The sequence below is a fragment of the Mycobacterium sp. NGS45 genome (genome assembly GCF_059812645.1).
This window is the reverse complement of sequence record NZ_JCALDB010000011.1, coordinates 22,102-36,619: the sequence shown is the minus strand read 5'-3', so window position 1 is coordinate 36,619 and position 14,518 is coordinate 22,102. Positions and strand designations below refer to the sequence as shown.

14 protein-coding genes and 1 pseudogene are annotated in these 14,518 nt (G+C 69.0%); 10 read left to right on the top strand and 5 right to left on the bottom strand.

Annotated features, from left to right (window positions below; genetic code table 11):
• Positions 1-25 precede the first annotated feature (25 nt).
• Positions 26-361 (bottom strand): hypothetical protein, encoded by a 336-nt coding sequence (locus AC5Y3P_RS11935; RefSeq protein WP_500046110.1) that lies wholly within the window; start codon positions 359-361, stop codon positions 26-28.
• Between the two features lie 112 nt (positions 362-473).
• Between AC5Y3P_RS11935 and AC5Y3P_RS11930 the strand changes: the two genes are divergently transcribed.
• Genes AC5Y3P_RS11930 through holA form a run of 3 tightly spaced genes read left to right on the top strand, consistent with a single transcriptional unit; the run spans position 474 to position 3,932 of the window.
• A complete protein-coding gene (locus AC5Y3P_RS11930) occupies positions 474-1,430 on the top strand; it encodes a ComEA family DNA-binding protein (protein ID WP_500046109.1) in 957 nt (318 codons plus the stop codon).
• 3 nt (positions 1,431-1,433) lie between these two features.
• On the top strand, positions 1,434-2,948 hold the full coding sequence (locus AC5Y3P_RS11925) for a ComEC/Rec2 family competence protein (protein ID WP_500046108.1): 1,515 nt from the start codon (positions 1,434-1,436) through the stop codon (positions 2,946-2,948).
• 12 nt (positions 2,949-2,960) lie between these two features.
• Positions 2,961-3,932, top strand: a complete 972-nt coding sequence (gene holA / locus AC5Y3P_RS11920) for a DNA polymerase III subunit delta (RefSeq protein ID WP_500046107.1) — start codon at positions 2,961-2,963, stop codon at positions 3,930-3,932.
• An 88-nt stretch (positions 3,933-4,020) separates the two neighbouring features.
• Here the strand turns inward: holA and rpsT are convergent, their stop codons facing one another.
• Positions 4,021-4,281: a 30S ribosomal protein S20 gene (gene rpsT, locus AC5Y3P_RS11915; protein ID WP_500046106.1), complete on the bottom strand. Its 261-nt coding sequence runs from the start codon at positions 4,279-4,281 to the stop codon at positions 4,021-4,023.
• Positions 4,282-4,582: 301 nt separating this feature from the next.
• On the opposite strand from rpsT, the gene AC5Y3P_RS11910 reads away from it, so the two are divergent.
• Genes AC5Y3P_RS11910 through AC5Y3P_RS11900 form a run of 3 tightly spaced genes read left to right on the top strand, consistent with a single transcriptional unit; the run spans position 4,583 to position 8,002 of the window.
• Positions 4,583-6,157: a circularly permuted type 2 ATP-grasp protein gene (locus tag AC5Y3P_RS11910; RefSeq protein ID WP_500046229.1), complete on the top strand. Its 1,575-nt coding sequence runs from the start codon at positions 4,583-4,585 to the stop codon at positions 6,155-6,157.
• The gene (locus AC5Y3P_RS11905; protein ID WP_500046105.1) at positions 6,157-7,131 is read left to right on the top strand and encodes an alpha-E domain-containing protein; all 975 of its coding nucleotides are present in this window, start codon (positions 6,157-6,159) and stop codon (positions 7,129-7,131) included. Before AC5Y3P_RS11910 ends, AC5Y3P_RS11905 begins: the two co-directional genes overlap by 1 nt.
• Positions 7,132-7,162: 31 nt before the next feature.
• On the top strand, positions 7,163-8,002 hold the full coding sequence (locus tag AC5Y3P_RS11900; protein WP_500046104.1) for a transglutaminase family protein: 840 nt from the start codon (positions 7,163-7,165) through the stop codon (positions 8,000-8,002).
• A 9-nt stretch (positions 8,003-8,011) separates the two neighbouring features.
• Here the strand turns inward: AC5Y3P_RS11900 and AC5Y3P_RS11895 are convergent, their stop codons facing one another.
• Together AC5Y3P_RS11895 and AC5Y3P_RS11890 are read right to left on the bottom strand one after the other, a co-directional pair.
• Positions 8,012-8,932: a hypothetical protein gene (locus tag AC5Y3P_RS11895; protein ID WP_500046103.1), complete on the bottom strand. Its 921-nt coding sequence runs from the start codon at positions 8,930-8,932 to the stop codon at positions 8,012-8,014.
• A gap of 58 nt (positions 8,933-8,990) precedes the next feature.
• Complete coding sequence (locus AC5Y3P_RS11890; protein ID WP_500046102.1) at positions 8,991-9,839, bottom strand: ribonuclease Z; 849 nt, start codon at positions 9,837-9,839, stop codon at positions 8,991-8,993.
• A gap of 32 nt (positions 9,840-9,871) precedes the next feature.
• Between AC5Y3P_RS11890 and AC5Y3P_RS11885 the strand changes: the two genes are divergently transcribed.
• The 3 genes from AC5Y3P_RS11885 to AC5Y3P_RS11875 all read left to right on the top strand — a co-directional run bounded on the left by AC5Y3P_RS11885 (position 9,872) and on the right by AC5Y3P_RS11875 (position 11,789).
• Complete coding sequence (locus tag AC5Y3P_RS11885) at positions 9,872-10,624, top strand: hypothetical protein (protein WP_500046101.1); 753 nt, start codon at positions 9,872-9,874, stop codon at positions 10,622-10,624.
• A gap of 50 nt (positions 10,625-10,674) precedes the next feature.
• Entirely contained in the window at positions 10,675-11,103 is a 429-nt protein-coding gene (locus tag AC5Y3P_RS11880; RefSeq protein ID WP_500046100.1) for a CBS domain-containing protein, read from the top strand.
• Positions 11,104-11,183: 80 nt separating this feature from the next.
• Positions 11,184-11,789, top strand: coding sequence for a GNAT family N-acetyltransferase (locus AC5Y3P_RS11875; RefSeq protein WP_500046099.1), 606 nt, complete (start codon positions 11,184-11,186; stop codon positions 11,787-11,789).
• Positions 11,790-11,929: 140 nt separating this feature from the next.
• Here AC5Y3P_RS11875 and AC5Y3P_RS11870 read toward each other — a convergent pair whose 3' ends face one another.
• Positions 11,930-12,541, bottom strand: coding sequence for a type II toxin-antitoxin system PemK/MazF family toxin (locus AC5Y3P_RS11870; protein ID WP_500046098.1), 612 nt, complete (start codon positions 12,539-12,541; stop codon positions 11,930-11,932).
• 13 nt (positions 12,542-12,554) lie between these two features.
• Here AC5Y3P_RS11870 and lepA point away from each other — a divergent pair.
• Positions 12,555-14,518 (top strand): annotated as a pseudogene (lepA, locus tag AC5Y3P_RS11865) (translation elongation factor 4).

The following is a 14,518-nucleotide window of genomic DNA, read 5'->3' as shown; positions in this document are numbered from 1 at the left end:
GGGCCGATGAGTTGTCTTGGTCGGGTCAGTGCCCGTTGCTGCGCGGCCGGGTGTCGGGCACCGGCACCCGCACTGCGCCGGGGTTGTTCACCCACATGGCCAGGCAACCCGGGATGCCGCGGCAGGCCACGATCGCCCCGGCGCTGGGCGCGGCGCCGATCGCCGGGGGCGGAGTGACCACCAGGTCGCAGTTCTGCGTGAAGGGAGCGCCGATCGCGTTGAGGCCCACCGGGATTCCCTGACCCTGACAGCCTGCGAGTGCGGTGCCGGGCCCGGTCGTGACACTGAGCGGGAACCACACCGCCGCGGTCAGCGCTGCGGCGGTGAGCAGTCGAAGCGCAATCCAACGTGCGCAGCTCATCTGTTCAGGCTACGCCGCTGCGTCGGTGCACAGTTTCCGATTCATCCCCAGGGCGCGCTGAAAGCGGCTGCGCTGCGGCCGTTCGGTCGGCGCCGGGTCCTAGCTTCGGGCCATGCGCACCGATCTGCCCGCCGAACCGCCCGCCGAACGCCTGCACCGCCGATTGTCCGGTGGTCCGCGTCCGACGGCCGCCACGCTCACCGACCCGGACGACACCTCCGCCACCCACGACACCTCCGCCGGCGCCCACCTCCTCGCCGTCCCGGCCGACCGCGACCAACCGGCCGACACCGGCCCCGACGGGGATCCCACCGCGTTGTTGCCGCGTTGGCTCCCAGAACCGTCCGCGGGCGCGGTGAGTTGGCGTGACCGGCTCGCCGACCTGCGCGCGGACCCGGGTCGGGCCGGTGCGATCGGCCTGACCGTCGTCGCCGTGATCGCGGTACTGATCACGATTTTCACCGTGCTGCGGGCCGAACCCGAACCCGTAGTTTCGGCGAAACTGCCGCCGGTGCAGACCGCGGCCGAAGCCGAGAACCAGACCGCGCAGCCCAGCGCATCAGCCGCCCCGCCGGGACCGGTTGTGGTCAGCGTCGTCGGTCTGGTCACCGAACCCGGCCTGGTGACCTTGACACCCGGAGCCCGGGTCGCCGACGCCATCTCGGCGGCCGGCGGGACCGTCGGCGCCGCCGACACCGCGGGGCTGAACCTGGCTCAACCGTTGACCGACGGTCAGCAGGTGGTGGTCGGGGTGGCGCCCGGGCCGGGCGCCCCGGCCGTGCTGGGCAGTTCGGTGAGCGCAGCCGAGCCGGCCGGGCCCGGCGGACGCCCCGCCACCCAACCGGGGCCGTCGCGCGCACCGGACCCGACGCCCGGCGAGCCGGTGAACCTCAACGAGGCCAGCGCCGAACAGCTCGAGGCGCTACCCGGGATCGGGCCGGTGATGGCGGCCGCCATCGTGGCCTGGCGTGACGCGAACGGCCGCTTCGACAGCGTCGACCAACTCGGCGAAGTGGACGGGATCGGCCCGGCCCGGCTGGCCAAGCTGCGTGATCTGGTGCGTGTCTGAGCGGTGGAACGGCTCGACGTCCGGCTGGTGCCGGCGGCACTGACCGGGTGGGCGGTGACCGCGGCCGGCATCGTCTGGGAGTTCGGTGCCGCCCTGACGCTGAGCTGCGCACTGATCGCCGGGACCGCAGCGCTGCTGGCCTACCGGTGCCCGGCCGAACGCGCAGCGGCCCGCGCGGTGGCCGTCGCGGTGTTCGCGGCAGCCGTCGTCGGAACCGGATTCGGGTGTGCGATTACGTTGCGCAGCAATGATGTTCGGACCAACCCGGTAACCGATCGGTACGGCACGGTGACCGCGGTCGAGGTGCTGGTGACCGAGAGCCCGCGCCCGCTCGGGTCGGGCCGGGTGCTGCTGCGCGCGGACCTGCGGATGGTCGACGGCCTACCCGCGCGCGGTCGAGTGGTGGTGTTCGGTGCTGGCCACCGGCTGGCGGCCGCGGCGGCCGGTCAACCCGTGCGGCTGCGCGCCCGGATCAGTGCGCCGCGGCGCCGCGACCTCACGGTGGCCACCCTCAACGCGACCGGCGACGTGCAGATCGGTCGCGCCGTCCCGGTGCAGCGTGCCGCCGCGCTGGTGCGCGCCCGGTTCGCCGAGCAGGCCCAGGCCGCGCTGCCCGGCGATCAGGCCGCCATGCTGCCGGCCCTGGTGCTGGGGGACACCTCGACCGTCGACCCGGTGATCATCGAAGAGTTCAAGGATTCCGGGCTGATGCATCTGACTGCGGTGTCCGGCGCGAATGTCACCATCGTGTGCGGCGCGGTGCTCTTCGTCGGCGGCTTGGCCGGACCGCGCTGCGCCGTCGCGGCGGCCGCGGTCGCACTGCTGGCCTTCGTGATCGTGGTGCAGCCGACGGCCAGTGTGCTGCGGGCCGCGGTGATGGGTGCGGTCGCGTTGCTGGCCGTGCTGACCTCCCGGCAGCGGCAAGCCGTACCGGCCCTGGCCGGCACCGTGCTGGTGTTGCTCGCGCTGGCACCGCAGTTGGCGGTCGATGCCGGCTTCGCGTTGTCGGTCGCGGCCACCGCCGCGCTGGTGGTGTTGGCGCCGGTGTGGTCGCAGCGGCTGGTCGAACGCGGCTGGCCGCCGACCGCCGCGCACGCGCTGTGCTTGGCCTGGGCCGCGCAACTGGTCACCGCGCCGCTGGTGGCCGGCATGTCCGGGAAGGTGAGTGTGGTCGCGGTGGCCGCCAACATCGCGGCGGCACCGCTGATCGTCCCGATCACGGTGTTGGGCACCACCGCGGCGGCCATCAGCCCGTTCTGGCCGACTGCGGCTGGGCTGCTGATCCGGTTCACCGGTCCGGAACTGAGCTGGGTCATGCGCGTCGCGCACTGGTCGGCGGGCATCCCGAACGCCACCGTCGCGGTCCCTTCCGGTGCGGCCGGGGTGTGCCTGGTCGCGGTCGGCGGCGCAGTCGTGGTGATCGGGTGGGGTCGGCGCTGGTTCCGGGCCGCGGCCGCCGTCGCGGTGCTGGTGGCGCTGTCCTGGTCGGCGTCGGCGTGGGCCGTCGGCACGCTGTGAAACGATCGTCGGGTGAGCCAAGCCGTTCCCGGACTGCATCTGATCCTCGGCGACGAGGAGTTGTTGGTCGACCGTGCGGTGAGCAGTGTGCTGCGTGCCGCGCGGGAGCGCGCCGGGAGCGCCGACGTTCCGGTGGACCGGCTGCGTGCCGGTGACGTGAGCACCAGCGAACTCGCCGAGTTGCTCAGCCCGTCGCTGTTCGCCGACGAGCGGGTGGTGGTGTTGGAGGCGGCCGGTGAGGCCGGCAAGGACGCCGTCGAACTGATCCGCTCGGCGGCTGCCGACCTACCGCCGGGCACCGAGTTGGTGGTGGTGCATTCCGGCGGTGGCCGGGCCAAGGCGCTGGCGGGTCAGTTGCGGGATCTGGGCGCGTCCGTGCACCAGTGCGCCAAGATCAGCAAGCCCGGTGAGCGCGCCGACTTCGTGCGCCGCGAATTCCGCGCGCTCAAGATCAAGGTCGACGACGACACCGTGATCGCGCTGCTGGACGCGGTCGGTTCCGATGTCCGCGAGTTGGCCTCGGCCTGCTCGCAGCTGGCCGCCGACACCGACGGCCGGGTCGACGCCGGCGCGGTGCGCCGCTATCACAGCGGCAAGGCCGAGGTGAAGGGCTTCGACATCGCCGACAAGGCCGTTGTCGGTGATGTCGCCGGCGCCGCCGAAGCGCTGCGCTGGGCCATGCTGGCCGGGGAACCGCGCGTCGTGCTGGCCGATGCTCTGGCCGAGGCGGTGCACACCATCGCCCGGGTGGCGCCGCTGACCGGTGATCCGTACCGGCTGGCCGGTGACCTGGGCATGCCGCCGTGGCGGATCCAGAAAGCGCAGAAACAGGCCCGGCGCTGGACGCGGGACAGCGTGGCCAGCGCGATGCGGCTGGTCGCGGCGCTCAACGCCGACGTCAAGGGCGCGGCAGCCGACGCTGACTACGCGTTGGAGTCCGCCGTGCGTGCGGTAGCCGAGTTGGCCGCCAAAGGCCGGGGCTGACCTCCGGCCAGACGGTCCACCACCAACGAATCGGGCCGGACCATTGCTGGTCCGGCCCGCAAGCGGGATATCCCGCGAAACGTCTAGCTCAGAGCTTGTTCAGCGCCAGCGCCAGCGCGGACTTCTTGTTGGCCGCCTGGTTCTTGTGGATGACGCCCTTGCTGGCGGCCTTGTCCAGCTTGCGGCTGGTCGAGACCAGCAGCTCGGCGGCCTTGTCCTTCTCGCCGGCCTCGACGGCCTCGCGGAACCCGCGGACCGCCGTACGCAGCGACGACTTCACCGACTGGTTGCGCAGTCGGGCGCGCTCGTTGGTGCGGTTGCGCTTTTGCTGCGACTTGATGTTGGCCACGCGCTAGTTCCTTCTGGTTCTAAGTCTGGTGTCATTGCGTCTGGACTGCCGTGCGTCCAGATACCCATGAATGGGCAGCGATGGCTCAGGTTACCAGTTCAGCCTCGAATTACCCAAAGTCGCCCGCCCTGGCCTGCCGAAACGGCTGATGTGGTGCAGCATGTCACCCGTGAGCCCTCGAACTTTGCCCAGCCAGACCGCGCGGACCTCGCGCAACGGCGCACGCGCCGGGCGCAAGAAGCACGACCGCATCTTCGACGGCTACAACCGGTCCGGCAGCTATGACCAGGCGTTCGACGAGATGTTCGACGCCGACGGCAACGTGCGCGCCCCGTACAAGGGCATCTTTGCCGAGCTGGGGCCGGCCGATGCCGCCGATCTGGAGGCCCGCTCCGAGGCGCTGGGCCGGGCGTTCGTCGACCAGGGCATCACGTTTTCGCTGTCCGGGCAGGAGCGGCCGTTCCCGCTGGACCTGGTGCCGCGGGTGATCTCGGCGGCCGAGTGGACCCGGCTGGAGAAGGGCATCATCCAGCGGGTCAAGGCGCTGGAGGCCTACCTCGACGACATCTACGGCGATCAGGAGATCCTGGCCGACGGCGTCATCCCGCGCCGGCTGATCTCGTCGTGCGCGCACTTCCACCGCGAAGCCGCCGGCATCGTGCCGCCCAACGGGGTGCGCATCCACGTGGCCGGCATCGACCTGATCCGGGACGGGCAGGGCACCTTCCGGGTGCTCGAGGACAACCTGCGCTCACCGTCCGGGGTGTCCTACGTGATGGAGAACCGGCGCACCATGGCGCGGGTGTTTCCCGACCTGTTCGCCACCCACCGGGTGCGTACGGTCGGTGACTACTCCTCGCACCTGCTGCGCGCGCTGCGCAAGGCCGCCGCCACCAACGAGGCCGACCCGACCGTGGTGGTGCTGACCCCCGGGGTCTACAACTCGGCCTACTTCGAGCATTCGCTGCTGGCCCGCCAGATGGGCGTGGAACTGGTCGAGGGCCGCGACCTGTTCTGTCGCGACAACACCGTCTACATGCGCACCACCGAGGGGGAACGCCAGGTCGACGTGATCTACCGGCGGATCGACGACGACTTCCTGGATCCACTGCACTTCCGGCCCGATTCGGTGCTCGGGGTCGCCGGGGTGCTCAACGCGGCCCGCGCCGGCAACGTGGTGATCTCCAGCGCGATCGGCAACGGCGTCGGCGACGACAAACTGGTCTATACCTACGTGCCCACGATCATCGAGTACTACCTGGGCGAGAAACCGAGCCTGGCCAACGTCGACACCTTCCGGTGCTGGCTGCCCGACGAGTGCGAAGAGGTGTTGGACCGGATCGACGAACTGGTGGTCAAACCGGTGGAGGGTTCCGGCGGGTACGGCATCGTGTTCGGGCCGGAGGCCTCCGAGAAGGAATTGGCCGCGGTGGTGAAGAAGATCCGCGCCGACCCGCGCGGCTGGATCGCCCAACCGGTGATGCAGCTGTCCACGGTGCCGACCAAGATCGACGACTCGCTGGCCCCGCGGCACGTCGACCTGCGGCCGTTCGCGGTCAACGACGGCGACGAGGTCTGGGTGCTGCCGGGTGGTTTGACCCGGGTGGCGCTGCCGGAGGGCTCGCTGGTGGTGAACTCCAGCCAGGGCGGCGGCTCGAAGGACACCTGGGTGTTGGCCTCGCGGACCTCGGCGGCCACCCGCGAACTGGCTGCGGCTGAGGTGGTGCGCAAGCTGCCCGACGATCCCGACGAACATCCCGCCGACCGGGCTGGGGCCAAGACCGGCAAGACCGGCCGCGCCGGCGCCGAGCCGGAGAACACTCAGCAGCAACGCCAGCAGCAGCAGGCCAGTCTGGGTGCGGAGGTGAGCGGCTGATGTTGGCCCGCAACGCAGAATCGCTGTATTGGATAGGCCGCTACGTCGAACGCGCCGACGACACCGCGCGCATCCTCGACGTCGTCGTGCACCAGCTGCTCGAAGATTCCAGCGTGGACCCGGATTCCACGTCGCGGCTGCTGCTGCGGGTGTTGGGCATCGTGCCCCCCGAACAGCCCTTGGACGTGTGGTCGCTGACCGACCTGGTGGCGTTCTCCCGGGAGACCGCGGGCGGGTGTTCGATCGTCGATGCCATCTCGGCGGCCCGGGAGAACGCGCGCGGCGCGCGTGAGGTGACCTCGACTGAGATGTGGGAATGCCTCAACACCACCTACAACGCGCTCCCGGAACGCGAACGGGCCGCCAAACGTCTTGGCCCGCACGAGTTCCTGGCCTACGTCGAGGGCCGCGCGGCGATGTTCGCCGGATTGGCCGACTCCACGCTGTCCCGCGACGACGGCTACCGGTTCATGGTGCTCGGCCGGGCCATCGAGCGCGTCGACATGACGGTGCGGATGCTGCTCACCCGGGTGGGGGACAGCGCGTCGTCGCCGGCCTGGGTGACGGTGCTGCGCTCGGCCGGAGCGCATGACACCTACCTGCGCACCTACCGCGGTGTGCTCGACGCCGGCCGGGTGGTGGAGTTCATGCTGCTGGACCGACTGTTCCCGCGGTCGGTGTTCTATTCGCTGCGGTTGGCCGAGCACAGCCTCGACGAACTGCTGCACCGCCAGCACAACCGGGTGGGCTCCACCGCCGAGGCGCAACGGTTGCTCGGCCGGGCCCGCAGTGAACTCGAGTTCCTGCAACCCGGCAAACTGCTGGAGTCACTGGAGACCCATTTGGCCAGTCTGCAGAATACCTGCTTCGAGGTCGGAGAAGCGTTGGCGCTGCAGTACTTCCACTCCGCACCGTGGGTGGCGTGGACCGACGCCGGGCAGCACGGCCTGGTGATCGAGGAGGGGGAGATCTGATGCCCGCGACTGAACCGAAGAGGGGTTGCTGATGTGGCGCATGCGGGTGGTGCACGCAACCGGATACGCCTACAAGGCGCCGGTGACCGCGTCGTTCAACGAAGCCCGGCTCACGCCCAGGTCGGACTCCCGGCAGAACGTCATCCTGAACCGGGTCGAGACCGTGCCGGCCACCCGGTCCTACCGCTACACCGACTACTGGGGAACCGCGGTGACAGCCTTCGACCTGCACGCACCGCACACCGAACTGGAGGTCACTGCGTCCTCGGTGGTCGAAACCGACCGGCCCGAACCGGTGCAGAGCAAGGTGAGTTGGGAGGATCTGGCCTCCGAAGCCGTCGTCGACCGGTTCGATGAAGTGCTGGCGCCCACCGCCTACGTCCCGGCCAGCAAGCGCATCGAACGGGTCGGGCGCCGGATCGCCAAGTACCACGACCCGCAGCAGGCGGTGATCGAAGCAGTGCGCTGGGTACATCAGGAGCTGCAGTACGTGCCCGGCACCACCGGCGTGCACTCCTCGGGCCTGGACGCGCTGCGCGAAGGTAAGGGGGTGTGCCAGGACTTTGCGCATCTGAGCTTGATCCTGTTGCGCAGCATGGGGATTCCGTGTCGCTACGTGTCCGGCTATCTGCATCCGAAGCGGGCTGCCAAGGTGGGCGACACCGTGGACGGGCAGAGCCACGCCTGGATCCAGGCCTGGACCGGCGAGTGGTGGTTCTACGACCCGACCAACGACGTCGAGATCAACGAGCAGTACATCAGCGTCGGGGTCGGCCGCGACTACGCCGACGTGCCGCCGTTGAAGGGCATCTACTCCGGTGCGGGCTCCACCGACCTGGACGTCGTCGTCGAGATCACCCGGCTGGCCTGAAGCGCCGGCTCAGCACCGCTCGTACTGCGCGGCCAGTTCCCGTTCGGCATCTGATTCCTGGTGTGTCGCCCCATGTTCGAAGCAGCCTCCGATGGTGACCTGGATGCCTTCGCGGCCGCCGCCACGCTGTTCGAGTCGCACCGGCCGGTCCAGGGCGGCGAGCAGTGGCGCCACCCGCTGTGCCGGGGCCGCAACGCTTCCCGGACCATCGATCCAGACCGTGGTGACCCCGCGCGCGTGTTCGCCATACACGGTGGACGGCGCAGCCACCCGAACCAGCTCGGGCCACAGCTGCGCGAGCGCCGGATCCGGCGGTGCGCCCACCGAGGTGAAAGTTCGAGCGAGGTAACCGCCCTCAACAGGTGGGAAGAACAACTGCCATTCGACCCGGTCGCCGTCGAGTTCGGGGTAGTCGCGGCGCAACGCGTCGGCGGCGTCGTGATCGACCGGCTGTCGCAGTCGGATGGTGGTGCCGTGGACCCCGCCTATCGAAAGGTGATCGACGGCGGGTGAGGCGGCGGCGGTGAAGGTCCGCGCCACCCGCTCGGCCGCCTGATCAGCGGTCAGCACCGGACCGTCGTCACCCAGCGGGGCGATCTCCACACCTGATCTGGGCGCATTCAGCGACAACCTGACGTAGCTGCCGCCGGTGAACCGCCCGTCGCTGACGGCGTCGACGAAGGTCCGGGCGACCTGCTGCGCCTGTTCGCTGCTGGCCGAGGGTTCCAGTTCGGCGGTCAGCTGGAACTCCTCACCCCGTTCGAAGGTCTTGAGGTAGCGATGGTCGACCGTCCGAACCCCGGGCAGCGCCGCGATGTCATCGGAGATCTGTTGGGCCGGGCCGGCCTGGCTGTTGACGCAGGCCGTCATCAATGTCATCCCGAGCAATGCGAAGACGACACGGCATATCAGGCGGGTCGGCGAACGCATGCAGACATTGTGCCCCGCGAATTCAGTCGTCGAGATCACCGGCTGGCCTGAGGACTGCTCAGCCGACGACGACGGTGTGCAGGTCGTCACCGAGTTCGATGTGGCCGTCGAACTCCTCGGCCGCCAGCGCGCGCCACTGCTCCTCCTGACCGGGCGCGATGGTCGGAACGAAATGCGTCAGGATCAGCGTCTTGACCCCGGCGCGTTGCGCGGTGGCGCCGGCCTGCTGCACCGACGAGTGGTAGTCGCAGATGTCCCGGATTCGTTGCATCGGCAGCTGCTCGATCAGGTCCTTGCGAATCACGGTGTGCACCAAGGCATCGGCGTCGCGGGCCAGCTCGTCCAGGCCCGTGCACGGCACCGTGTCGCCGGCCAGCACCACCGTCGCACCGGAGTGCTCGACCCGGAAGCCGATGGTGGGTTCCACCGGGCGGTGATCGGTGGGTCCGGCCGTGATCGTCACGCCGTCGCGGTCCCACACCGGACCTTGGGTGTACTCCCGGACCTCGAGCGGCGGCGGTGCGGTCAGGTCGTCGTGGTGCGCGATCCGGTAGCCGATGTCGAATCCGAACGCTTGCAGCGTCGCGTCGACCACTTCGGCGGTGCCCGGCGGGCCGATGATCGGCAGCGGCACCGGTTCGGGCTGCTCGGCCGACGGGAACGTGGTCACCCACCGGCTGATGATCACGTCACCCAGATCGGCGATGTGATCGCTGTGCAGATGGGTGAGGAACAACGCGTCGATGGCGTTGGCGCCCAAACCGACTGCGGCAGCTCGCATCAGCACCCCGCGACCACAGTCGATCAGCAGATTCTGCCCGCCGGCGCGGACCAGGGTGGCCGGACCGGCGCGCCGCGGATCGGGAATCGGACTGCCGGTGCCCAACAAGATGACGTCGATGCTCATACCTCTGGTATGCCACAGCCTAGGGTGGCGGCATGGCGGATCCGGCGAATGTATCGCGGTATTCCACTGCCACCTGGTTGTGGAAGTTGCCCGACGATCCCGCTGCGGTGGTCGATTTCGTGCGCCGCCGCGCCGTCACCGAGGTTTTCGCCGACCCGTCCGCACCGGCCGTGGCCGGCCTGGTCGACCAGTTGGCCCGGATCGGGGTGGCCACCTCGTGCCTGGGCGGTGACCCGCACTGGGTCTTCGATCACGACGGTGCGCAACGTTGGTGCACCGACGCGTTGCGGCGCGCCGAGTTCAGCGGCTTGCATCTGGATGTCGAGCCGTGGACGCTGCCGCAGTGGCGCACCGATCCGCTCGGCACCGCAGACGCGTACGCCGCGCTGGTGCAGCGGTTGGCCGATCAGGCGGAGCGGCTCGGTGCCGAGCTCGACATAGATGTTGCCGCTTGGGTGTTCGCGGTGGCACCCGCTGCGCTGCGGCGAGTGCTGCGGGCCTGCTCGAGGGTGACCGTGCTGGCCTACCGGGACCGCGCCCGCGACATCGTGGACTTCTCGGCGACCGCCCGGGCGGCCGTTCGCTCGGCGCGTCGGCGCTACCGGATCGGGGTGGAAACCCAGCCGGTGTCAGTGGAAGTTCCGGCGCACAGCACGTTTGGTGACGATGGCGGCGCGGTGCTGGCGAACGAGTTGAGCGCATTGCGCCGAAGCTTGGCCGGCGATTCCCGGTTCGACGGAATCGCGGTGCACCACTGGGGGTCCTGGCGGGCGTTGCAACCCTGACAGCTTCCGAATAGCCTGGTGTGAGCTGAGTCACAGCCGTGGAGGTCACCATGCGGATCGCGGATGTCCTACGAAACAAGGGCGCAGACGTCGCCACCGTGCGACCAGAAGTCACCGTGCGAGAACTGCTGGCCGGACTGGCCGGCCGCAACATAGGTGCCATGGTGGTGGTCGATGGCGAACGCGTGGTCGGCATGGTCTCCGAGCGCGATGTGGTGCGCCATCTGCACGACCACGGGCCCGACGTGCTCGGGGTCGAGGTGGGGCGGATCATGACCGCGGTGGTGGCCACCTGCGGCCCGGATTCGCTGGTCGACGACCTGGCCGAATTGATGACCGAGAACCGGGTGCGTCATATTCCGGTGCTGGTCCGTGGCCGATTGGTCGGCATCGTCAGCATCGGCGACGTGGTCAAGACCCGGCTCGAAGAGTTGCAGGCCGAACGCGAACAACTGCACGCCTACATCACCCAGGGTTGATGCAGCCGGCGGCCGCTTCGACGGCCCGGTGCGTAGGAACGTGAAGGCCCGCGGCGCCCTGGCATGCAAAGCTGGGCTACGTGACTGAACAGGTGCGCCCAGCAACCCGCGCCGACGTCGGCGAACTCGCCCACACCCTGGCCCGAGCCTTCTTCGACGACCCGGTGATGACCTGGGTGGTGCCCGATGCGCCGCGCCGGATCAACGCCGGCCGACGCTTCTTCGGTGCCCTGGCCCGGGCGCACTACCTACCCGCCCAAGGCTGTGACGTCGTCGGCGACGGTGTGCAGATCGCCGCGGCCGCGCTCTGGTCCGGCCCTGGTCACTGGCAGCTCTCGGCGCGCGAAAGCCTGCGTATGCTGCCGAGCCTGGTGCGCGCGTTCGGGTCCTCGATGTCGCGCGGCCGCAGCCTCGAACAAGTGATGAACCAGCACCACCCCGAAGAGCCGCACTGGTATCTGTCCACCATCGGCAGCGACCCGACCTTCCGCGGGCAGGGCTACGGCCGCGCGCTGATGGTCTCGCGGCTGGAACGGGTCGACGCCGAACATGCCCCGGCCTACTTGGAGTCCAGCAAAGAAGAGAACGTGCCCTACTACCAGCGGTTCGGCTTCGATGTCACCGAGGAGATCGTGGTGCCCGACGGCGGTCCGACGCTGTGGGGCATGTGGCGCGCTCCGCGCTGAATGCGAGATACGCGTGCATACGTGGCGCGCGGGGCTCATTCGTGTGCACTGCCTGCACGCAGTGTGCAGTGAGTGCACGCAAACGGTGGGTTTTGTGTGCACTGCCCGCACGCAGTGTGCAGTGAGTGCACGTGCCGCCGTCAGCTCCAGGAGTACTCGGCGCGCAATCTCGTAGCGACGATCTCAAACTTGGTGCGCTCCAGGACGGCGCCTTCGCGGCGGATGCCTTCCTCGGGCACGTCGAGCACCCGGTCCAGCCGCACCCAGCTGGGTCGCCCGTCGTAATCCCACGGTCCGGCGCCGATCCCCACCCAGTCCGGGTCGTCGGCGTGGTGCTGCCGACTCGACAGCATCAACCCGAGCAAGGTCTTACGGTCGCGGCCGACCACCAGCACCGGACGGTCCTTGCCCTGGGACGGGTCGTCCTCGTAGACCACCCAGGTCCACACGATCTCGCCGGGATCAGCCTGGCCATCCAGGTCGGGGGCGTAGTCGATCTTGCGGGCCCGGTGCGCGGTCGGCACACTGCGGTCGGTGACCGGACGGCCCACGGTGATCTCCTTCGGCGGCTGTGCAGCGGGACCGGCCAAGGCGTCCAGGCCCACCTTGATGCCCTGCGCCAGGCCCTGCGCGACATTGCGCTGCAGGTTCTGCGGATCCTGCAGGGTGCGCAGCAGGCGAGGTGCTTGGGAGAACACGAAACGCTCCGTGTTGTCGAGAAACCGTTGGAACGGCCCCTGTCGCGACGCCATAGCGCCCAAGCATATGCGCTCGCGGCCGTGCTCGATTGTGTCGGTGGGGGCCGGTGTCGATACCCTTGACATGGTCCGTCACGGGCCCGAAGGCCGACTCACCAGGAGATTCCCATCACTAGCTTCGCCGACAAGACGTTCACTGCGCCGGCGCAGATCAGGAACTTCTGCATCATCGCCCACATCGACCACGGCAAGTCGACGTTGGCCGACCGGATGCTGCAGCTCACCGGCGTGGTCGACGACCGCTCCATGCGCGCGCAGTACCTGGACCGGATGGACATCGAGCGGGAGCGCGGCATCACGATCAAGGCGCAGAACGTCCGGCTGCCCTGGCAGGTCACCGACCAGAACGGCGTGACCCAGGACTACGTGCTGCACCTGATCGACACCCCCGGCCACGTCGACTTCACGTATGAGGTGTCTCGCGCGCTGGAGGCCTGCGAAGGCGCGATCCTGTTGGTCGACGCCGCCCAGGGCATCGAAGCGCAGACCCTGGCCAACCTGTATCTGGCGTTGGATCGTGATCTGACCGTCATCCCGGTGCTGAACAAGATCGACCTGCCGGCCGCCGACCCGGAGCGCTACGCCGGCGAACTCGCGCACATCATCGGCTGCGAGCCCAGCGACGTGCTGCGCGTGTCCGGCAAGACCGGCGAGGGTGTGACCGAGCTGATCGACGCCGTCGTGCGGCAGGTACCGCCGCCCACCGGCGACGCCGACGCCCCCACCCGGGCGATGATCTTCGACTCGGTCTACGACATCTACCGCGGCGTGGTGACCTACGTCCGGGTCGTCGACGGCAAGATCACGCCGCGCGAGAAGATCTCGATGATGTCCACCGGGGCCACCCACGAACTGCTCGAGGTCGGCATCGTCTCACCCGAGCCCAAGGCCAGCGCCGGCCTCGGCGTCGGTGAGGTCGGTTATCTGATCACCGGCGTGAAGGACGTGCGGCAATCCAAGGTCGGTGACACCGTCACCACCGCGCGCAACGGTGCCGCCGAGGCGCTCACCGGCTACCGCGAACCCAAACCGATGGTGTACTCCGGGCTGTATCCGGTCGATGGATCCGATTACCCGAACCTGCGCGACGCGCTGGACAAGCTGCAACTCAACGACGCGGCGCTGACCTACGAACCGGAAACCTCGGTGGCGCTCGGCTTCGGTTTCCGGTGCGGCTTCCTGGGCCTGCTGCACATGGAGATCACCCGGGAACGGCTCGAGCGTGAGTTCGACCTGGACCTGATCTCCACCTCGCCCAACGTCGTCTACCGCGTCATCAAGGACGACGGCACCGAACTGACCGTGACCAACCCGTCGGACTGGCCCGAGGGCAAGATCGGCAAGGTCTTCGAGCCGGTCGTCAAGACCACGATCATCGCGCCGAGCGAGTTCATCGGCACCATCATGGAACTGTGCCAGTCCCGCCGCGGCGAGCTCGGCGGCATGGACTACCTGTCACCGGAACGCGTCGAGTTGCGCTACACCATGCCGCTCGGCGAGATCATCTTCGACTTCTTCGACTCGCTGAAATCGCGCACCCGCGGCTACGCCAGCTTGGACTACGAGGAGGCCGGCGAGCAGGAGGCCGCGCTGGTCAAGGTGGACATCCTGCTGCAGGGCGAGGCCGTCGACGCGTTCAGTGCGATCGTGCACAAGGACTCGGCGTTCGCCTACGGAAACAAGATGACCACCAAGCTCAAGGAGCTGATCCCGCGGCAGCAGTTCGAGGTGCCGGTACAGGCCGCGATCGGCTCGAAGATCATTGCGCGCGAGAACATTCGGGCCATCCGCAAGGACGTCTTGAGCAAGTGCTACGGCGGTGACATCAGCCGTAAGCGCAAATTGCTGGAGAAGCAGAAGGAAGGCAAGAAGCGGATGAAGACCATCGGTCGGGTCGACGTGCCGCAGGAGGCCTTCGTCGCCGCGCTGTCCACCGATTCGGCCGCCGCGGACAAGAACGCCAAGAAGTAG